Below are 20,454 nucleotides of genomic sequence, written 5' to 3' on the forward strand. Positions count from 1 at the left end.
GGTTACCTCAATGATTTCACGATGTAAGTGACGACACCAAATATCTCAAGCGCCTCATCGCTGCCAATGCGAACAGGTTTGTAAGCGCGATTGAGCGGTATTAAATGGATAATGGCCCCGAGTTGTAGCTGCCTGACGATAAACTCGCCATTCATTGCTGCAATCACAATATCGCCATGTACCGCCGTTATTGCGCTATTGATCACCAGTAAATCGCCATTGCTGATACCACCCTCAATCATCGAATCGTCAGATGCACGCATGTAGTACGTGGCGGTTGGGTGAATGAACAGCAGTTGGCGAACATCAATGCTCTGTTCTGCATAATCCTGCGCGGGTGATGGAAATGCCCCCACAGTCATGCTCCATACGTCGTTGATTGGCAAAAAATAAAACGAGTTAGCGGTGCCATAAATTCCCTCACGAACAAATACTGTATATATATACAGTATCGTTAAATGCATGGGTCGATCAAGTCACTTGCAGGCAGATTCTTATAACGATTTGAAGACGTGGAGAATTTAATTAGCAGAAAAAGAGCAAGATGAATCGCACCCCAAATTTGCCCTACCGCTTCAGTCCTCACCGTTCTATGCTTAGTTGATGGAGAAAATGACTGAACTGAAACGCACCAAGCGCCTTGCGCTTTCCTTGCTGCTGATTGCGGCAGTGACTTTTGTGATAACCCTCTTTTTGCCACCGGGATTCTGGGTTAGCGGCTTAAAAGCGATTGCTGAAGCTGCTATGGTCGGTGCACTCGCTGACTGGTTTGCCGTTACCGCGTTGTTTCATCGCGTGCCGATTCCTTTTATTTCCCGCCATACGGCGATTATTCCGCGTAACAAAGACCGCATTGGTGACAATCTGGGCATCTTTGTGCAGGAAAAGTTTCTTGATACTCAATCACTCATAGCACTGATTCGCCGCCACGAACCGGCACATATGATTGGCCAGTGGTTCAGCAAGCCCGATAACGCCCAGCGCGTTGGCCAGCATCTGTTGCAAGTGATGAGCGCATTTTTGGATCTGACAGACGATGCGCGTATTCAGCGGTTGATCCGCCAGGCGGTACACAAAGCGATTGATAAAGTCGATTTAACACATTCAAGCGCTCTATTGCTGGAAAGCCTGACCAAAAATAACCGCCATCAGGAATTGCTCGACGCAGTGATTGCTCAAATGCTCACACTGATTAAACGTGAGAGTACGCGGGCGTTTATTGCCCACCAAATTGTCCGCTGGCTGGAAACGGAGCACCCACGTAAAGCCAGCATTCTGCCGACAGAATGGCTGGGGGAACATAGCGCTCAGCTGGTTTCCAATGCGGTCAACTCGTTCCTTGATGATGTCAGCCACGATCAAGGCCACCAGATCCGCCAGGCATTCGATCGAGCCACATTAAAGCTTATCGAGAATCTTAAGCACTCGCCGCAAATGGCGGAAAATGCAGACAGCATCAAGAGTTATTTGAAAGAGGATGAGGCATTTAACCGCTATCTGGGCGAACTTTGGGGCGATTTGCGGCAATGGCTGAAGGTTGATGTTAATGCTGAGGACTCGCGCGTGAAACAGCGAATTGCTGAGGCTGGACAGTGGCTTGGGGAAACGCTAGTTGCCGACAGCGCGTTACGCGCTTCATTAAACGAGCATCTGGAGCAGGCAGTACAAAAGATCGCACCTGAGTTTGCTACGTTCCTGACGCGTCATATTAGCGACACGGTCAAAAGTTGGGATGCGCAGGATATGTCGCGGCAAATCGAGCTGAATATCGGTAAAGACTTACAGTTTATCCGTATTAACGGCACGCTGGTTGGGGGATCAATCGGGCTGGTGTTGTACCTGCTATCGCAGATACCGGCGGTGCTGCCGTTACTGAACTTCTAAAGAAAACGCCCGCATCAGCGGGCGTTAGAGAATCAATGGTTTTGTTTCGGTTGGTCGTTGTGACCGACTTTTGAGAAGACGTTAAAGACTTCACCCAATCCATAGATAAGACCGAGAATCACCGCCATAACGATTGGCACCATGACCACGGCAAACACCAAGCTTTTCAATAACTCTAACATGGATGCCTCCAACAAAAGTGAGAACGGCTATTCTAACGACCTGACAGAAAAACGCACTCTCCTTTTGTGCGATTTGCCCAACCCCGCGCAATAGAGGAAAATGGCGTTTTCATTATTGCGGAGAGGTTATGCAAGCTGAAATTTTACTGACGCTGAAACTCCAGCAGCGGCTGTTCGCCGATCCACGTCGTATCGCGCTACTTAAACAAATACAACATACCGGCTCAATTAGCCAGGGTGCGAAGCTTGCAGGCATCAGCTACAAAAGTGCCTGGGATGCCATCAATGAGATGAATCAGTTAAGCGATGAGACATTAGTTGAACGAGCGACAGGCGGTAAAGGCGGTGGCGGCGCGATACTTACACGCTATGGTGAGCGTCTTATCCAACTGTATGAACTGCTCGCGCAAATCCAACAAAAAGCCTTTGATGTGCTGCGTGATGACGCATTGCCGCTCGATAGTCTGCTCGCAGCCATTTCACGATTCTCATTGCAAACCAGCGCCCGTAATCAGCTTTTCGGCACGGTATTGCATCGGGATGGCGAACAAGTACAACAGCACGTGGATATCTTACTGGCTGATGGCACAACACGTTTGCAAGCAGCAATTACGCGTCAAAGCGCAGAACGCCTGGGTTTGAGCGAAGGCAAAGAAGTCCTTGTGCTGATTAAAGCGCCGTGGGTGGAAATTACCTCCGATGCAAAACGTGCCAGCGGCGCAGACAACCAACTCACCGGCATTGTCAGCAATATTCAGCAAGGTGCGGAACAAAGCGAAGTTCTGGTGCAATTACCTGACGGGCAAACGCTGTGTGCTACCGTTCCAAATAACGTGGTGGAAATCCAGAAGCTGGTAGAAGGTGCTGAAGTCATAGCATTTTTTAATGCCGATCGCGTGATTATCGCAACTCTGTGCTAAAAAAACCTGGCGAATTGACAACAAGACAGGCAATCCGTAAATCTGAATTTAATGACTGCAAAAAATGGGATGTTCTATGTCGACGTTGCAAATTTCGCAAGGGGTCTTTCACCTTAGCGATACCCGAACTCTGGCCCTTAATGATTTAACCGTTAACGCCGGTGAAAGCTGGGCGTTTGTGGGCGCTAACGGTAGTGGGAAATCAGCCCTCGCCCGCGCACTTGCGGGTTCCCTACCTATACAGAAAGGCGAGCGCCAGTGCTCGTTTTCTCGCATTGCTCATCTTTCCTTTGAACAACTGCAAAAATTAGTCAGCGATGAATGGCAGCGCAATAACACTGACCTGTTGAGCCCGGACGAAGACGACACTGGCCGCACGACGGCAGAAATTATTCAGGATGAAGTCAAAGATGAAAACCGCTGCCAGAAACTTGCCCAGCTTTTTGGCATTACCCCGTTACTGACTCGCCGTTTTAAATACCTTTCAACCGGAGAGACGCGCAAAACGCTGCTCTGCCAGGCGCTGATGTCACAACCTGATTTGCTGATTCTCGACGAACCGTTTGACGGTCTGGATGTGCATTCCCGTGTACAACTGGCAGAGCTATTGGGTGAACTAAGCACGCAGGGTTACACCGTGGTGCTGGTGCTTAACCGCTTCGATGAAATCCCTGATTTTGTACAGCATGCTGGCGTGCTGGCAGATTGCGCGCTGATTGAAGTGGGCGAAAAACAAAAACTACTGGAACAGGCGTTAATCGCGCAACTTGCCCACAGCGAAAAACTAGCAGGCGTTGCGCTGCCGGAAGCTGATGACCCAAGCGCTCGTTACACTCTGCCTGCCGATCAGCCGCGCATTGTTCTGCGTGATGGCGTGGTGGAATATAATGACCGGCCTATCCTGCACAAGCTTTCCTGGACGGTAAACCCTGGTGAACACTGGCAAATTGTTGGCCCCAATGGGGCGGGCAAATCGACATTATTGAGCCTGGTAACTGGTGATCATCCCCAGGGATACAGCAACGATCTAACGCTGTTTGGCCGTCGGCGAGGCAGCGGTGAAACCATCTGGGATATCAAAAAACATATCGGTTACGTCAGCAGTAACTTACATCTGGATTATCGCGTGAGCACCACAGTAAGAAACGTGGTTCTTTCGGGATATTTTGATTCGATTGGTATTTATCAGGCCGTTTCCGACCGCCAGCAAAAACTCGCCAGTGAATGGCTGAACATGCTCGGCATGGACAATGCCATCGCTGATGCACCGTTCCACAGCTTATCCTGGGGCCAACAACGCCTTGCACTTATTGCCCGTGCGTTAGTTAAACACCCGACATTGTTAATTCTGGATGAACCGTTGCAGGGCCTGGATCCGCTGAACCGCCAGTTAGTGCGCCGTTTCATTGATATTTTGATTGGCGAAGCAGAAACCCAGTTGCTGTTTGTCTCTCACCATGCCGAAGACGCGCCTGAATGCATCACTAAGCGGCTGACTTTCGTTGCCAGTGACGATGCGTATCGCTACGAGTTTGAAGATTTATAGCGCCTGAACGACAAAGCTCTTTCCGTCGGGGTGGCTATGTTTTCGTTTAGCCACCCTACTTTCAGACAACCCGCAACATCCTCGTAGCTACCATTTGTTTTATAATCATTTTTACTGCTAAAGGTTGCTGTTGATATATCAGTGTAAACGATTCCACTAATTTATCCCATGTCACACTTTTGCCATCTCTGTTATGCTATGTTTAATACATACCATACGCGTAATGGAGAGCAAAATGAAAGTATTGGTAACAGGTGGTAGCGGTTACATAGGCAGTCATACCTGTGTGCAATTACTACAGAATGGTCATGACGTCGTCATCCTGGATAATCTATGCAACAGTAAGCGTAGCGTATTGCCAGTCATTGAGCGCCTTGGTGGCAAACACCCTTTGTTCATTGACGGCGATATCCGTGATGAAGCATTGCTGGCTGAAATTTTCCACGATCACCAGGTTGATGCGGTTATCCATTTTGCCGGGCTCAAAGCCGTTGGCGAATCGGTTAACAAGCCGCTGGAATATTACGACAACAATGTTACTGGCACCTTGCGCCTGATTTCTGCCATGCGCGCGGCTAATGTCACCAACTTCATCTTCAGCTCATCTGCCACAGTTTATGGCGACCAGCCGCAAATCCCTTACGTTGAAAGCTTCCCAACCGGCACACCTGCAAGCCCATATGGCCGCAGCAAGTTAATGGTTGAACAGATTCTGGCTGATTTGCAAAAAGCCCAGCCGAACTGGAGCGTGGCGCTGCTGCGTTACTTCAACCCGGTAGGTGCGCATCCGTCAGGCGATATGGGTGAAGACCCGCAAGGTATTCCAAACAACCTGATGCCTTATATCGCGCAGGTTGCAGTAGGACGTCGTGATTCACTGGCAGTCTTTGGTAACGATTACCCAACCGAAGACGGTACTGGCGTGCGCGACTACATTCACGTGATGGATCTTGCCGATGGCCATGTTGCAGCAATGCAAACACTACAAGGCAAGCCTGGCGTGCATATCTATAACCTCGGTGCAGGTATCGGTAGCAGCGTGCTGGACGTTATCAACGCTTTCAGTACCGCTTGCGGAAAGCCGGTGAATTATCACTTCGCCCCGCGCCGTGAAGGCGATCTCCCCGCTTATTGGGCAGATGCCTCCAAAGCCGACCAAGAACTTAACTGGCGTGTCAGCCGGACTCTGCAAGAAATGGCAGATGATACCTGGCGCTGGCAGTCTCGCCATCCTCAAGGTTATCCAGACTAAGGAAATGTGATGGAGCAGTTTAACCCGGTGGATCATCCACATCGCCGTTTTAACCCACTAACTGGACAATGGATTCTGGTCTCTCCGCATCGGGCTAAGCGCCCATGGCAAGGGGCCCAGGAAACACCATCACAGGAAACATTACCGGCGCACGATCCGGATTGTTTCTTGTGTCCCGGAAATACGCGCGTCACTGGCGATAAAAATCCGCAATATACCGGCACTTTTGTTTTTACTAACGACTTTGCCGCGTTGATGACGGACACCCCAGACGCACCTGAAAACAGCGATCCACTTTTACGTTGTGAAAGCGCTCGCGGTACCAGCCGGGTTATCTGCTTCTCCCCAGATCACAGCAAAACGCTACCGCAACTTTCCGTAACAGCACTTGAAGAAGTGGTCAAAACCTGGCAGGAACAGACTGCGGATCTGGGTAAAACCTATCCGTGGGTGCAGGTTTTTGAAAACAAAGGCGCTGCTATGGGCTGCTCCAACCCCCATCCGCACGGCCAGGTTTGGGCAAACAGCTTCCTGCCAAACGAAGTGGCGCGTGAAGATGTGCTGCAACTTGAATACTTTGCCGAAACAGCCTCGCCGATGTTGGTCGATTACGCACAGCGTGAGCTTAAAGACGGCAGCCGTACGGTGGTAGAAACCGAACACTGGATTGCCGTAGTGCCTTACTGGGCCGCGTGGCCGTTCGAAACGCTGCTGCTGCCAAAAACACATATTCTGCGTATTACCGATCTTAGTGCCGAACAGAGCAGTGATTTGGCGCTGGCATTGAAAAAACTGACCAGCCGTTACGACAACCTTTTCCAGTGCTCATTCCCGTATTCCATGGGTTGGCACGGTGCACCGTTTAACGGTGAGGAAAATGGTCACTGGCAGTTGCACGCTCACTTCTATCCGCCACTGCTGCGTAGCGCAACAGTGCGTAAATTTATGGTCGGCTATGAAATGCTGGCCGAAACGCAACGTGATTTAACCGCAGAGCAAGCCGCAGAACGCTTGCGTGCCGTATCCGATATTCACTTTCGCCAATCCGGAGAATAAAAAATGAGTCTGAAAGATAAAACCCAACACATCTTTGCCGAACAATTTGGTTATCCGGCGACCCACACAATTCAGGCTCCGGGCCGGGTTAACCTGATTGGCGAGCACACTGATTACAATGATGGCTTTGTTCTGCCGTGCGCTATCGATTACCAGACGGTTATCAGCTGCGCGAAGCGTGATGACCGCATGGTGCGTGTTATCGCAGCCGATTACGATAACCAGACAGATGAGTTTTCGCTCGATAAACCCATCATGAGCAACGACACCCAGCAGTGGTCCAACTATGTTCGCGGTGTGGTTAAACATCTGCAAAAACGCGATAAAAACTTCGGCGGTGCAGATTTAGTGATTAGCGGTAACGTGCCACAAGGTGCAGGCCTGAGTTCATCGGCATCGCTGGAAGTGGCAGTGGGCACGGTGTTCCAGAAGTTATATCACCTGGCACTTGATGGTTCGCAAATTGCCCTGAATGGACAGGAAGCAGAGAACCAGTTTGTGGGCTGTAACTGCGGCATTATGGATCAGCTGATTTCAGCATTAGGCAAAAAAGATCATGCATTGCTGATCGACTGCCGCACGCTCGGCACCAAAGCCGTTTCAATGCCAAAAGGTGTGGCTGTGCTCATCATCAACAGTAACTTCAAACGCACTCTGGTTGGCAGTGAATACAATACTCGTCGCGAGCAATGCGAAACCGGTGCGCGTTTCTTCACTCAGAAAGCACTGCGCGATGTTGAGCTCTCCAAGTTTAATGAAGTCGCTCATGAGCTTGACCCGATTGTTGCGAAACGCGTACGCCATGTCCTGACTGAAAATATCCGCACCGTAGAAGCTGCTGATGCGTTGGCAAAAGGTGATTTGAAACGTATGGGCGTGCTGATGGCTGAATCTCACGCTTCTATGCGCGATGATTTCGAAATCACCGTGCCGCAAATCGACACCTTAGTTGAAATCGTCAAAGCCACTATCGGTGACAAAGGCGGCGTGCGTATGACCGGCGGCGGCTTCGGTGGTTGTATCGTAGCGCTGATTCCGGAAGATTTGGTTCCAACGGTTAAACAGGCTGTCGAAAAACAGTACGAAGCGAAAACCGGTATCAAAGAAACCTTCTATGTATGCAAACCTTCGGAGGGTGCAGGCCAATGCTAAAAGAAACACCACAGCTCGCACCTGACGGGCAGCCCTTCCGCATCTCCACTCTGCGCAATAGCGCGGGGCTGGTGGTCACAGTAATGGACTGGGGCGCAACCTTGCTGTCATGCCGCGTGCCGATGAAAGATGGAACGGTGCGTGAAACGCTGCTTGGCTGTGAAACGCCAGAAGATTATCTGAATCAGGCCGCTTATCTGGGCGCCACTGTCGGCCGTTATGCCAACCGCATTGCGAACAGCCAGTTTGAGCGCGATGGCGTCACTATTAACGTGACAGCAAATCAGGGTGCACATCAGTTGCATGGTGGACCTGATGGTTTTGACAAACGCCGCTGGCGGATTGTGCGCCAGAATGAGCATGAAGTGCTATATACACTTGATTCTCAAGATGGCGACCAGGGATTCCCCGGCGAGTTGCGCGCAACTGCGCGTTATGCGCTTACCGAAGATAACTGCATCACCGTCGAATTCCGTGCCAAAACCAGTAAACCATGCCCGGTAAATCTGACTAATCACGCTTATTTCAATCTCGATGGTAAGCAAAATGATATTCGCCAACATCGTCTTCAATTGCTCGCGGATAGCTATTTACCAGTCGATAGCAACGGTATCCCGCAAGCTGGACTTGCCGATGTTACGAATACAGGCTTTGATTTCCGCACGGTAAAAACTATCGCCGATGATTTCCTACATGACAACGACCAGCTGTTGGTGAAAGGCTACGACCACGCTTTCTTGTTGCAGGCGCAAGGCGATGCCAGCCAACCAGCTGCACACGTCTGGTCGAGCGATAATAAACTGCAAATGACGGTCTATACCACAGCTCCTGCCCTGCAGTTTTATAGTGGCAATTACCTGGAAGGAACGCCAGCAAGAGAGCAAGGTACCTATAGTGCTTATCAGGGCCTGGCGCTCGAAAGCGAGTTCCTGCCGGACAGCCCAAATCACCCTGAATGGCCACAACCCGATTGCTGGTTACAGCCAAATGAAGAGTATTTAAGCGTTACGGAATACGAGTTTATTGCACTTTAAATTTCTCGCCCTCCGCAATGGAGGGCGATTCTTATCCTGATCGCTGGATTTCCCACCATTTAGCGACAAAAATATAACAACCATTCACATCCACCTTACACTCCACACTCTTTTTCGCTATGTTAAACGTTTAGCATTGCCGCTTGCCCCTTCGCGGCAATATAATGATAATCGTTATCATTAATCGCAGGCTTATTAAGGAGTAAACTATGGCTGTTACTAAGCTGGTTCTGGTTCGTCACGGTGAAAGCCAGTGGAACAACGAAAACCGCTTCACAGGTTGGTATGACGTTGATCTATCTGAGAAAGGCAAAACTGAAGCGAAAGCTGCAGGTAAACTGCTGAAAGATGAAGGTTACTCTTTCGATTTTGCTTATACCTCAGTGCTGAAACGTGCCATCCATACACTGTGGAATATCCTCGATGAACTTGATCAGGCATGGCTGCCAGTTGAGAAGTCCTGGAAGTTGAACGAGCGCCACTACGGTGCACTTCAGGGTCTGAACAAAGCTGAAACTGCTGAGAAATACGGTGATGAGCAAGTTAAGCAATGGCGTCGTGGCTTTGCGATCACACCTCCAGAACTGACGCGTGATGACGAACGTTTCCCAGGCCATGACCCACGTTATGCAAGCCTGAGCGATAAAGAGTTGCCGGTAACTGAAAGCCTGGCGCTAACTATCGATCGCGTTATCCCTTACTGGAACGAAACCATTCTGCCACGCATGAAAAGCGGTGAGCGTGTGATTGTGGCCGCTCACGGTAACTCACTGCGTGCATTGGTTAAATTCCTCGATAACCTGAGCGAAGACGAAATTCTTGAGCTGAATATCCCAACTGGCGTGCCGTTGGTATATGAGTTCGATGAGAACTTCAAACCGCTGAAGCGTTACTATCTGGGCAATGCTGATGAAATCGCAGCAAAAGCCGCAGCGGTAGCAAACCAGGGTAAAGCGAAGTAATTCGTTAGATGTGGAAAAGGCGTGGTTCTCACCACGCCTTTTTTATTGTTATCGCGTTAAAACTTAGCCGCGGCGTGCTTTTACTGCATCAGCTAACTGGCGCAGTACAGTTTCGGTATCTTCCCAACCAATACATGCATCGGTCACGCTCTTGCCATAAACCAGCGGCTCACTACCTTCCAGGTTCTGGTTGCCTTCTACAAGGTGACTTTCAATCATCACACCAGTAATCGCGGCATCACCACCAGAAATTTGCTGGCAAACATCTGCGCACACTTCCATTTGCTTCTTAAATTGCTTGCTGCTGTTCGCGTGGCTGAAGTCGATCATCACTTGGGCAGGCAGGCCAGCTTTTTGCAGATCGGTTTTCACCTGAGCCACATGCGCTGCGCTGTAGTTTGGCTCTTTGCCGCCGCGCAAGATGATGTGGCAGTCGCCGTTTCCGCTGGTAGTCACGATAGCAGAGTGGCCCCATTTGGTCACAGACAGGAAGCAGTGCGGCGCACCAGCTGCATTGATCGCATCGATCGCAACTTTCATGGTCCCGTCTGTGCCATTTTTGAAGCCAACCGGGCATGAAAGGCCAGACGCCAGTTCACGGTGAACCTGAGATTCTGTAGTACGTGCACCAATGGCACCCCAGCTCATCAAGTCCGCCAGATACTGCGGGGTGATCATATCCAGGAACTCACCTGCCGCTGGCAGACCAGAGTCGTTGATATCCAGCAATAACTTACGGGCAATACGCAAGCCATCGTTGATCTGGTAGCTGCTGTCCATATGTGGATCGTTGATCAAACCTTTCCAGCCCACCGTTGTACGTGGTTTTTCGAAGTAGACACGCATAACGATTTCCAGCTCACCTTGCAATTCTTCACGCAGTGTCAACAAGCGCGCGCCATACTCTTTCGCCGCTTTGATATCGTGAATTGAGCAAGGGCCAATGACAACCAGCAGACGATCATCATTTCCTTTCAGAATCTTATGAATCGCTTTGCGCGCACCAGATACAGTTGCGGCGGCTTTTTCAGTGGCGGGGAATTTTTCGAGCAGCGCTACTGGCGGTAAAAGTTCGTTGATTTCTTTAATGCGTAAGTCGTCATTCTGATAATTCATGATATTTCCGGGAATGGCCTTGAGATTTAGCTTAGTTGCAATCCCTTCAATCTATCGCTTCAGACCTGAAGTGTAAACGGGCTTTTACACTTCAGGCAGAATATTCCTGGAAATGACCTAAAAAGCGTCAAAAAATGGTAAAAACCCGGTTTCCCGCTACAATTTTTAATTGTTAACACTGAAAAACACTCAATTAGCAAAATTGTATTCTGATGCGGCTTTCATGGCTGACATATTAAGCCGACAAAAGTACCAGGCACAGAATAAAGCCAGTGCACTGTTGGAAGAAGTTATCCAGCAATAACGACCATAACAGGAGCATTAAATGAATAAATTAACTGCACTTTTCCTGACAGCAACCCTTTCTGTAGCAAGCAGTCTTGCAATGGCCGCTGAAACCAGCGGGAGCAATAACGGCCAGGCAAATGCAAGTGCCGAAGCAGGCCAGGTTGCGCCCGATGCGAATCAGAATCTCGCACCCAAAAACGTCGATAATAGCAATATCAGTAATGGCGGCACTATGCTTCATCCTAATGGCTCAACCAGCAGCAGCGGGATGAGCAACGATGGAATGAGCAAAGAGGAAATCCATAAAAATTCGATGTGTAAGGACGGGAAATGCCCGGATATGAACAAAAAGGTAGAAACCGGTAGCGGAGATGACGTGAACACGAAAGTGGACGGCACCTCGCAGTAAATTAAGCCCGGAAAATTAAGGGGAGCTTAGGCTCTCCTTTTTTATGAGCGTTATTCAACAAGTTAACAATGTTAGTGTTTATAATTAGCGCATTGTTGCTTTACGGATACAGAGGAACCATGGCGCATACACATCAACATAACCCGAGTGATTCCAACTCCAGGCGCCTTCTGTGGGCTTTTGCCGTCACAGCGCTCTTTATGGTGGCCGAAGTCATCGGTGGTGTGCTTTCTGGCTCGCTTGCCCTACTCGCTGACGCGGGTCATATGCTGACAGATGCAGCGGCATTACTGGTAGCTTTGCTGGCAGTACAGTTTGCGCGCCGTCCACCAAATACTCGCCATACCTTCGGTTGGTTAAGGTTGACGACACTTGCTGCCTTTGTGAATGCCATTGCTCTGGTGGTAATTACGATTCTGATTGTCTGGGAGGCAGTAGTCCGTTTTTATCATCCGCAACCCATAGTCGGCTGGACGATGCTGATTATTGCGTTTGCCGGGTTACTGGCGAATCTATTTTCGTTCTGGATATTGCATCGCGGAAACGAAGAAAAAAATATTAACGTTCGCGCCGCAGCCCTGCACGTTTTAGGAGATTTGTTAGGTTCGGTAGGAGCCATTGCTGCGGCACTGATCATTCTTTGGACAGGCTGGACACCTATTGACCCTATCCTTTCCATCCTGGTTTCGTGCCTGGTGCTACGTAGCGCATGGAGTTTGCTTAAAGAGAGCGTCAATGAGCTTCTCGAAGGCGCACCTCATGCTTTTGATATTCCGGTACTAAAGCGCAAACTGGCCAGAACTATTCCGGAAGTAAGGAATGTTCATCATGTCCATATCTGGTTAGTTGGTGAGAAGCCGTTGATGACTCTGCATGTTCAGGTGGTACCTCCACACGATCATGATGCTCTGCTAGAACGCATCCATCATTTTTTAAAAGAGGAATATCAGATTGAACATGCCACGGTGCAGATGGAGTATCAGCTTTGCCATGGGCAGGATTGCGATTTAAACGAGCATGACCATCCTGGCCATGCTCATCATCACCACTGATTAGGAAAAGGCGCGTGAGCCACGTTCATGCGCACTTTTGATCCACATGCGGCTACCGTTGAGCGCAATAAACGTCAGGATCAAATACTCCAGCGACATTGCATAGACGCCCTGCAAGGCAAAAACAACCACGCTAATCATGTTAATGATCACCCAAAGTAGCCAGTTTTCGACGTACTTACGAGTCATCAGAATCATCGCCACGATGGACAGTACCATCATGCAAGAGTCCCAGAATGGGAAAGCGTCAGGTTGAAGATCAGGCATCGTTACATTCATGCCTAAAGCCTGCATAACGGAAACCGCCGTATGAGTCAGGAAAGCAAATACTGGGTCGATGAAGATTGTCATCAGTCCAATAGCACCGACGCAGAATACAATCCAGGCCAGCGCCTTAGGTAATGGTAACCAACGGATATGGAGTGCAGCCTGATTGTCACTGGTCTGTCTCGACCAGGCATACCAGCCATAAATATTAGCCGCAAAGAAGAACAGTTGTAGCAGAAGGCTCGCGTAGAGTTGAATCTGGAAGAAAATAATCGCAAATAGAGTGACGTTAATTAAACCAAATGCGTAGTTACTGATTTTCTCAAGGCTTGCCAGCCAGATACAGAGTAAACCCGCTAGTGTCCCGACTGCCTCAATCCACGATAAATCATACCCGCCAGCCCCGATGGGTATGTGAACCAAAATGTTCTGCGTGCTAAAAAAGTCCATATTCGCTCCTTTTTAAGGTATTCCCAAAATAATTGAAGCTGCATCAAGGATACGTGAACGTAGCCAACGCAGATGCAGCTTCAAATATGACAGGATAAAAACCCTTACGCATTACCCTTAACATTGCGTCGCAACTCAGCGGCAAAATCTAACATTCGATTTAAAGGCACCAGCGCGCCCTCACGCAGCGCAGCATCAACATGGATCTCGTGTGCCGCTCCGCCTTGTTCTAGCCCCTCAGCGATGGCTTTAAGGCCGTTCATCGCCATCCATGGGCAATGTGCACAGGTCCGGCACGTTGCACCTTCTCCTGCGGTTGGCGCTTCAAACAATTCTTTATCCGGGCATGCCTGCTGCATTTTGTAGAAAATGCCACGATCTGTGGCCACTATCAGTTTCTTGTGGGGCAACGTTTTCGCTGCAGCAATCAGCTGGCTGGTAGAACCGACAGCATCGGCCAAATCAACGATTGCTTGCGGTGATTCCGGGTGAACCAATACAGCTGCATCAGGATAAAGTGCCTTCATGCGCGTTAGCGCCTGAGTTTTGAACTCGTCATGTACGATACACGCGCCCTGCCAGCACAACACGTCAGCGCCAGTCTGCTTTTGAACGTAATTTCCCAGATGACGATCCGGAGCCCAGATAATTTTCTCGCCCAGACTGTCCAGATGTTCAATTAATTCAACTGCAATGCTGGAAGTCACAACCCAATCCGCACGCGCTTTTACCGCTGCGGAAGTATTAGCATAGACCACCACTGTGCGATCAGGATGTTGATCGCAGAAGGCGTTGAACTCTTCGATTGGGCAGCCGAGATCCAAAGAGCACTCTGCATTCAGAGTTGGCATCAGAACGGTTTTTTCTGGGCTGAGGATTTTCGAGGTTTCCCCCATAAAGCGTACCCCGGCAACCAACAGCGTGGTTGCTGGATGATTGGCTCCGAAACGCGCCATCTCCAGCGAATCAGAGATACACCCCCCCGTCGCTTCAGCCAGAGCCTGAATTTCAGGATCAGTGTAGTAATGAGCCACCATCACAGCATTCCGCTCTTTCAGCAGACGCTTGATTTTCTCACGGTAAAATTGCTTTTCATCCGCGCTCAAAGGCTGTGGTTTAGGTGGGAAGGGATAAATCGCTGCTTCTGGATCGAACATTACGCTCATAGTGCTTTCTCGTTTGACTGACTTAACCAAATTAGCACTATTCTGGCGAAGACCTACCAGAAATGGCCACGGTTGTTTTGTATGCTAAACAAGATAGCGAATTACGGAGGAATTGTCGTGGGGAATTTACAGTTACCTCAGCCCAATGCCTTCCCCCTGCAGCAGGAGGAACTCGTTCAGGCTGTAGAAACGAAAAAAGCGCCAAAAGGCGCTTTTTTCTGAATTTGGTGGGGCGTGCAGGATTCGAACCTGCGACCAATTGATTAAAAGTCAACTGCTCTACCAACTGAGCTAACGCCCCGAATGGTGGGTGATGACGGGCTCGAACCGCCGACCCCCTCCGTGTAAAGGAGGTGCTCTACCAACTGAGCTAATCACCCAAACTTCGGTACTACTTCGCACTACTTAAATATTGGTGGGGCGTGCAGGATTCGAACCTGCGACCAATTGATTAAAAGTCAACTGCTCTACCAACTGAGCTAACGCCCCGCTATGCGGTTTACTGCTTCTTCAAACACTTACTACATCGAAATTGGTGGGGCGTGCAGGATGATTACTCGTCTCTTCCTGAGACTCGCCCTCCGGGCCGCCGCGAGCGGCGTTCAAAATCGTTCCCGACGATTTTGTCGACCTGCTGCAGGTTCAAACCCTACACGATTCACTTACTTCGTACTGCTTCGAAATTGGTGGGGCGTGCAGGATTCGAACCTGCGACCAATTGATTAAAAGTCAACTGCTCTACCAACTGAGCTAACGCCCCGCAATGCGGTTTACTGCTTCTTCAGGCACTTACTACATCGAAATTGGTGGGGCGTGCAGGATGATTCGGCCTTTGGCCTCACCCTCCGGGTCGTTGCTACGCAACGCTGTTTCGCTTTCGCTCAACTCGAACCTGCTGCAGGTTCAAACCCTTCACGATTCACTGACTTCGTACTACATCGAAATTGGTGGGGCGTGCAGGATTCGAACCTGCGACCAATTGATTAAAAGTCAACTGCTCTACCAACTGAGCTAACGCCCCAATTTCGTGTCACTTTCGGTTTGTTTGATATCCCTTGGCAACGGCGGCATATATTACTGATTTAAGATTTTGACGCAACAAGAATTTCGATCAAGATCACCTAATGGCTTGTGTTTTGTCCGGCTTGACCAGAAAAGCAGCAATATCTGGTCAGGCCGCACACACTACATCGCATTCAGACGTTTTTGAGCCTGCTTTGCGCCATCGGTATTTGGGAACTGTTTGATCACTTGTTGATACACAGCTTTCGCTTTTGCGGTATCGCCTTTGTCTTGCATGATCACACCGACTTTATACATTGCATCTGGAGCCTTAGGTGATTTCGGGTAATTTTTCACCACAGAGGCAAAATAAAACGCCGCATCATCCTTTTTCCCCTTGTTGTAATTCAACTGACCTAACCAATAATTTGCATTTGGCTGGTAAGTTGAATCCGGGTACTTTTTAACAAAACTCTGAAATGCAGCAAGGGCTTCATCCTGACGGGACTTATCCTGCACCATGGCAATAGCCGCATTGTAGTCGCTGTTAGCGTCACCACCTTGCGCAGGGGCGGCTGCTGCAGGTGTCTGAGCTGCCGCACCAGCATCCGGTGTAGCTGCCGCTGCAGCCCCCTGATCGGTACTACCAGCCGCTTGTCCTGCTGCACCACTACTACCAAGGCTGTCTATCTGCAATAAAATTTGCTTCTGACGCTCAACAACCTGATTCAATTGGTATTGGCTTTCCTGAATTTGACCACGCAGGGAATCAATATCATTTTGATTATCAGAGAGTTGTTGTTGGAGTTGGGTTAAAAGTTGACTATGAGCGTTAGAAATACGCTCGAGTTGAGTGACACGGTCTTCGACCGAGCCTGAGCCGACACTACTGATTGGCGCCTGAGCAGTAGCGGCCCAGGGGGCCGCTATGCCAACCAGTAACGACAGACTCAACAAGTGATGTCTGAGGTTACTGTTCATGCAGTTCTCTTAGTAAACCAGTACGGCACGACGGTTTTTAGCGTAAGCCGCTTCGTCATGACCCAGTACTGCTGGTTTTTCTTTACCGTAAGAAACGATGGAGATCTGGTCTGCAGAAACGCCTTTACCTTGCAGGTACATCTTAACAGCGCTAGCACGACGCTCACCCAAGGCAATGTTATATTCCGGGGTACCACGTTCGTCCGCATGACCTTCTACGGTCACTTTGTAAGATGGGTTGCTACGCAGGAAGTTAGCGTGTGCATCCAGCATTGCAGCGAAGTCAGAAGAAACATCATACTTATCCAGACCGAAGTATACGATGTTGTTCTGTTGCAGCTGTTGCATCTGCAGGCGAGCCTGTTCTTCAGATGACATGTTGCCATTGCTACCGTTAGCGTCCATACCAGTGCCGGCGCCCAGCATACCTTCGCCGCTCTCGTTGTTGGCGCTCTTGTTAGAACTACACGCAGCGATTGCCATAACAGGCAGTGCCAGCATCAGCCCTTTCAGCACTTTGTTCAGTTGCATTTCTTTGATCCTTTAATATTTTATTATCACAGATACGGCGACCAGGCAGGAGATTTAACCTGACCATCGGTTGCCGGAAGACGCGCTTTGAAACGCCCATCTGTTGAGACCAGATTCAGCACAGATCCCATCCCCTGAGAAGAGCTGTAGATTACCATCGTGCCGTTAGGTGCCAGACTTGGCGTTTCATCCAGGAACGTTGACGATAAAGTTTGTACGCCACCCGCTACCAGATCCTGTTTGGCGATGTGTTGCTGCCCACTATTGGAGCTCACCATCACCATAAACTTACCGTCGGAACTCACATCAGCATTCTGGTTCTGAGGACCTTCCCAGGACAGACGCTGTGGAGCACCACCGTTGATATTCACTTTATAAATCTGCGGACGTCCAGCCTGGTCAGAGGTATAAGCTACATTCTGGCTATCCGGGAACCACGTTGGTTCAGTATTGTTGCTGCGTCCATCAGTTACCTGACGAATCTGACCAGAAGCTATGTCCATAACATACAGGTTCATACTACCGGTTTTGGATAGCGTGAAGGCCAGTTTGCTGCCGTCTGGAGAAAACGCTGGCGCACCGTTATGACGAGGGAACGAAGCTACCTGACGAATTGCACCATTTGCCAGAGTCTGGATAACCAGAGCAGAACGGCCACTTTCAAATGTTACATAAGCCAGTTTGCTGCCGTCAGGAGACCATGCTGGTGACATCAGCGGTTCAGGAGAACGTTTGACAACATTGGTGTTGTAGCCATCGTAATCAGATACGCGCAGTTCATACGGGAACTGGCCGCCGTTAGTCTGCACCACATAAGCGATACGAGTACGGAACGCACCTTTAATGCCTGTCAGCTTCTCAAACACTTCATCACTTGCGGTATGACCAGCATAGCGAATCCACTGTTTGTTCACCTTGTAGGAGTTCTGCGCAAGCACAGTACCAGGTGCACCAGAAGTATCAACCAACTGGTAAGCAACGGTATAGCTGCCATCACCGTTTGGTGTAACCTGGCCTACAACAACGGCATCAATACCCAGAGCAGTCCACGCGGCCGGTTGCACTTCCTGAGCGGAGCCAGGCTGCTGCGGTAAGCGGGAACGATCCAGTGGATTGAATTTGCCGCTGTTACGTAAGTCTGCTGCAACGATGCCACCAATATCTTCTGGCGCGGCACCAGGGCCTCCCCATTTAAATGGCGCAACACCAATTGGACGTGCTGAGTCTACCCCTTGGGTGATCTCAATACGGACTTCTGCGTGCAGTACTGCTGCCCACAGCATTAAAAAACTTAAAGCTACTCGAAATGCCTGCTTCATCATATCTCCCTTATCTGGACCCAAAGCCCACGATAATTTAGCAGAATGTTAACAAACTCAAATACACAAAACTACCAAAACCCTGTGACAGATCTTAGCCTGGTGTACAACTTTATAGAGCATCTATCATTGAGGCTTAAAGTCTAATGGAACATTTCTGAAAACCTCATATACCGCTTTAGTTGGAGGCTTAGGAAACTTAGACATACGATTCGTAGCTTGTAGCATTGCCTGGCAAAACGTAGGATCACCACCTTCCTGAGTCACACCCAGCAATGTTCCATCCTGGCCAATTTTCACTCGCAGCGTACAAGTCTTACCTTTGTAAGTATCCCAATCATAAAGATGACCTTTAATTGCTGCCTGCACTAAGGCTGAATAAGCAGCAATGTCACTTTGTGACGCACCACTAGCACCAGCTGCTGCTCCAGTTGTACTACCTGAACCTGCTTTTCCGCTATTAGCTGATTTCGGTGCATTCTTACCATCGCTTAAACCATCAAGCAGATCGTTTACACCAGCAGCGGCAGCTTTATCGGCAGCAGCTTTCTCAGCAGCAGCCTTTTTCTTAGCATCTGCTGCAGCTTTCTTATCAGCAGCAGCCTTATCAGCCGCGGCTTTTTCAGACGCAGCTTTCTCGGCTGCGGCAGCTTCTGCTGCTGCTTTTTTCTCAGCATCAGCAGCCTTTTTAGCGGCTTCAGCGGCAGCTTTCTTCTCAGCATCTTGCTGAGCTTTCTTCGCTGCAGCATCTGCGGCTTTCTTCTCGGCTTCCTGCTGAGATTTTTTCGCAGCAGCAGCGGCGGCTTCAGCAGCTGCCTTTTTCTCTGCGTCAGCGGCTTTTTTAGCTGCTTCCTCAGTCGCTTTCTTTTGTGCATCTGCAGCAGCTTTCTTCGCCGCTTCTTCCGCAGCCTTCGCCTGAGCGTCAGCCTGAGATTTTGCCTGAGCATCAGCTTGAGCTTTGGCGTCTGCTTTGGCTTTCGCCGCCGCTGCTTCGGCTTGCTTCTGTTGCTCCTGCGCTTCTTTCGCTGCTTCTTGCGCTTGCTTCTGCTGATCTGCTTGTTGCTTCGCTTGTTCCTGCGCTTCGAGGCGTTCTTTCTCCAGTTGCTTCAGACGCTGTTGTTCGGCAGCCTGTTTTTCCTGAAGTTCTTCAGCCTGTTGTTGCGCTTGTTTCTCGCGTTGCTCCGCTGCACGTTTGCTGCTCGACTGCTGTTGCTGCTGGCGATTGTACTGTTGAACAACTGCACCAGGGTCGACCATGACCGCGTCAATAGCCGAACCCCCACCGCCGCCAGCACTGGCGTCGATGTGCTCGTCAAACGAACTCAAAATCAGGACTGCAATCAAAATGATATGCAGGATCACTGAGACGATTATCGCGCGCTTGAGCTTATCGTTTTCTATGGTTGCCTTTGACACTATCGGTTCCCAAATATCGCGAGATGGATCAGATTGGCTGCGTCATCAGACCGACGGATTTCACACCTGCGCTATGCAGCATGTTAAGTGCCTTGATGATTTCCTCATAAGGAACATCTTTAGCACCCCCGATCAAAAAGACCGTTTTCGGATTTGCCTGCAAACGACGCTGTGCTTCCGCAATAACCTGTTCAGATGGCAACTGGTCCATACGGTCTTTCTCAACCACCACGCTGTACTGCCCTACCCCGGACACTTCAATAATGACCGGCGGTTCATCGTTACTGCTCACCGTCTGCGAATCTGTCGCATCCGGCAAATCTACCTCAACGCTCTGTGTAATGATGGGAGCCGTTGCCATAAAAATAAGCAACAACACCAACAGTACGTCCAGCAGAGGAACGATGTTAATTTCGGACTTTAATTCCCGACGACCACGCCCACGTCCACGTCTGGCCATGACTTACCC

Annotated in this window: 20 protein-coding genes, 5 tRNA genes and 1 other RNA gene; 10 read left to right on the forward strand and 16 right to left on the reverse strand. The window is 49.7% G+C overall.

Annotated elements, in window-relative coordinates; genetic code table 11:
* Positions 1 to 2: 2 nt before the first annotated feature.
* Positions 3 to 356, reverse strand: a complete 354-nt coding sequence (umuD, locus tag M977_RS04430) for a translesion error-prone DNA polymerase V autoproteolytic subunit (RefSeq protein WP_245163485.1) — start codon at positions 354 to 356, stop codon at positions 3 to 5.
* Between the two features lie 247 nt (positions 357 to 603).
* On the opposite strand from umuD, the gene M977_RS04435 reads away from it, so the two are divergent.
* Entirely contained in the window at positions 604 to 1,884 is a 1,281-nt protein-coding gene (locus M977_RS04435) for a DUF445 domain-containing protein (protein WP_064512571.1), read from the forward strand.
* Positions 1,885 to 1,916: 32 nt separating this feature from the next.
* Here M977_RS04435 and M977_RS04440 read toward each other — a convergent pair whose 3' ends face one another.
* Complete coding sequence (locus M977_RS04440; protein WP_064512573.1) at positions 1,917 to 2,066, reverse strand: AcrZ family multidrug efflux pump-associated protein; 150 nt, start codon at positions 2,064 to 2,066, stop codon at positions 1,917 to 1,919.
* Between the two features lie 128 nt (positions 2,067 to 2,194).
* Between M977_RS04440 and modE the strand changes: the two genes are divergently transcribed.
* The 7 genes from modE (at position 2,195) to gpmA (ending at position 9,988) form a co-directional block, all read left to right on the forward strand.
* Positions 2,195 to 2,986, forward strand: coding sequence for a molybdenum-dependent transcriptional regulator (gene modE, locus M977_RS04445; protein WP_064512575.1), 792 nt, complete (start codon positions 2,195 to 2,197; stop codon positions 2,984 to 2,986).
* A gap of 76 nt (positions 2,987 to 3,062) precedes the next feature.
* Positions 3,063 to 4,532, forward strand: coding sequence for a molybdate ABC transporter ATP-binding protein ModF (gene modF, locus M977_RS04450; protein ID WP_064512577.1), 1,470 nt, complete (start codon positions 3,063 to 3,065; stop codon positions 4,530 to 4,532).
* A 235-nt stretch (positions 4,533 to 4,767) separates the two neighbouring features.
* Positions 4,768 to 5,784, forward strand: coding sequence for a UDP-glucose 4-epimerase GalE (gene galE / locus M977_RS04455; protein ID WP_064512579.1), 1,017 nt, complete (start codon positions 4,768 to 4,770; stop codon positions 5,782 to 5,784).
* Positions 5,785 to 5,793: 9 nt separating this feature from the next.
* Positions 5,794 to 6,840, forward strand: coding sequence for a galactose-1-phosphate uridylyltransferase (gene galT, locus M977_RS04460; RefSeq protein WP_064512581.1), 1,047 nt, complete (start codon positions 5,794 to 5,796; stop codon positions 6,838 to 6,840).
* A 3-nt stretch (positions 6,841 to 6,843) separates the two neighbouring features.
* A complete protein-coding gene (gene galK, locus M977_RS04465; RefSeq protein WP_064512583.1) occupies positions 6,844 to 7,992 on the forward strand; it encodes a galactokinase in 1,149 nt (382 codons plus the stop codon).
* Complete coding sequence (galM, locus tag M977_RS04470; protein WP_064512585.1) at positions 7,986 to 9,026, forward strand: galactose-1-epimerase; 1,041 nt, start codon at positions 7,986 to 7,988, stop codon at positions 9,024 to 9,026. The genes galK and galM overlap by 7 nt, the downstream gene beginning before the upstream one ends.
* Positions 9,027 to 9,235: 209 nt before the next feature.
* Positions 9,236 to 9,988: a 2,3-diphosphoglycerate-dependent phosphoglycerate mutase gene (gpmA, locus tag M977_RS04475; protein ID WP_064512586.1), complete on the forward strand. Its 753-nt coding sequence runs from the start codon at positions 9,236 to 9,238 to the stop codon at positions 9,986 to 9,988.
* Between the two features lie 63 nt (positions 9,989 to 10,051).
* Here the strand turns inward: gpmA and aroG are convergent, their stop codons facing one another.
* Positions 10,052 to 11,104 (reverse strand): 3-deoxy-7-phosphoheptulonate synthase AroG, encoded by a 1,053-nt coding sequence (gene aroG / locus M977_RS04480; protein ID WP_064512588.1) that lies wholly within the window; start codon positions 11,102 to 11,104, stop codon positions 10,052 to 10,054.
* 325 nt (positions 11,105 to 11,429) lie between these two features.
* Here aroG and M977_RS04485 point away from each other — a divergent pair, with 325 nt between their 5' ends.
* Together M977_RS04485 and zitB are read left to right on the forward strand one after the other, a co-directional pair.
* A complete protein-coding gene (locus tag M977_RS04485; RefSeq protein WP_064512590.1) occupies positions 11,430 to 11,801 on the forward strand; it encodes a YbgS-like family protein in 372 nt (123 codons plus the stop codon).
* 119 nt (positions 11,802 to 11,920) lie between these two features.
* Positions 11,921 to 12,853, forward strand: coding sequence for a CDF family zinc transporter ZitB (gene zitB, locus M977_RS04490; RefSeq protein ID WP_064512592.1), 933 nt, complete (start codon positions 11,921 to 11,923; stop codon positions 12,851 to 12,853).
* On the opposite strand, the gene pnuC is transcribed toward zitB, so the two are convergent.
* The 13 genes from pnuC to tolR all read right to left on the reverse strand — a co-directional run bounded on the left by pnuC (position 12,854) and on the right by tolR (position 20,445).
* Positions 12,854 to 13,570, reverse strand: a complete 717-nt coding sequence (pnuC, locus tag M977_RS04495; protein ID WP_064512594.1) for a nicotinamide riboside transporter PnuC — start codon at positions 13,568 to 13,570, stop codon at positions 12,854 to 12,856.
* Between the two features lie 104 nt (positions 13,571 to 13,674).
* Complete coding sequence (nadA, locus tag M977_RS04500) at positions 13,675 to 14,736, reverse strand: quinolinate synthase NadA (RefSeq protein ID WP_064512596.1); 1,062 nt, start codon at positions 14,734 to 14,736, stop codon at positions 13,675 to 13,677.
* Between the two features lie 225 nt (positions 14,737 to 14,961).
* Positions 14,962 to 15,037: transfer RNA gene (locus tag M977_RS04505), tRNA-Lys, on the reverse strand.
* A 3-nt stretch (positions 15,038 to 15,040) separates the two neighbouring features.
* A tRNA-Val gene (locus M977_RS04510) sits at positions 15,041 to 15,116 on the reverse strand.
* Positions 15,117 to 15,149: 33 nt separating this feature from the next.
* Positions 15,150 to 15,225: transfer RNA gene (locus tag M977_RS04515), tRNA-Lys, on the reverse strand.
* Between the two features lie 195 nt (positions 15,226 to 15,420).
* Positions 15,421 to 15,496, reverse strand: a tRNA-Lys gene (locus M977_RS04520).
* 44 nt (positions 15,497 to 15,540) lie between these two features.
* Positions 15,541 to 15,666: non-coding RNA, RtT sRNA (locus M977_RS04525), on the reverse strand.
* Between the two features lie 15 nt (positions 15,667 to 15,681).
* Positions 15,682 to 15,757, reverse strand: a tRNA-Lys gene (locus tag M977_RS04530).
* A 164-nt stretch (positions 15,758 to 15,921) separates the two neighbouring features.
* Complete coding sequence (cpoB, locus tag M977_RS04535) at positions 15,922 to 16,719, reverse strand: cell division protein CpoB (RefSeq protein ID WP_064512603.1); 798 nt, start codon at positions 16,717 to 16,719, stop codon at positions 15,922 to 15,924.
* Positions 16,720 to 16,728: 9 nt separating this feature from the next.
* Positions 16,729 to 17,250, reverse strand: coding sequence for a peptidoglycan-associated lipoprotein Pal (gene pal, locus M977_RS04540; protein ID WP_064512605.1), 522 nt, complete (start codon positions 17,248 to 17,250; stop codon positions 16,729 to 16,731).
* 26 nt (positions 17,251 to 17,276) lie between these two features.
* On the reverse strand, positions 17,277 to 18,569 hold the full coding sequence (gene tolB / locus M977_RS04545; RefSeq protein ID WP_034458746.1) for a Tol-Pal system beta propeller repeat protein TolB: 1,293 nt from the start codon (positions 18,567 to 18,569) through the stop codon (positions 17,277 to 17,279).
* Between the two features lie 126 nt (positions 18,570 to 18,695).
* Positions 18,696 to 19,985 (reverse strand): cell envelope integrity protein TolA, encoded by a 1,290-nt coding sequence (gene tolA, locus M977_RS04550; RefSeq protein WP_064512608.1) that lies wholly within the window; start codon positions 19,983 to 19,985, stop codon positions 18,696 to 18,698.
* Between the two features lie 28 nt (positions 19,986 to 20,013).
* Positions 20,014 to 20,445: a colicin uptake protein TolR gene (tolR, locus tag M977_RS04555; RefSeq protein WP_034497142.1), complete on the reverse strand. Its 432-nt coding sequence runs from the start codon at positions 20,443 to 20,445 to the stop codon at positions 20,014 to 20,016.
* Between the last annotated feature and the right edge of the window lie 9 nt (positions 20,446 to 20,454).

Origin of the sequence: Buttiauxella gaviniae ATCC 51604 (assembly GCF_001654835.1) — a bacterium.
In the GTDB taxonomy this organism is placed as follows: domain Bacteria; phylum Pseudomonadota; class Gammaproteobacteria; order Enterobacterales; family Enterobacteriaceae; genus Buttiauxella; species Buttiauxella gaviniae.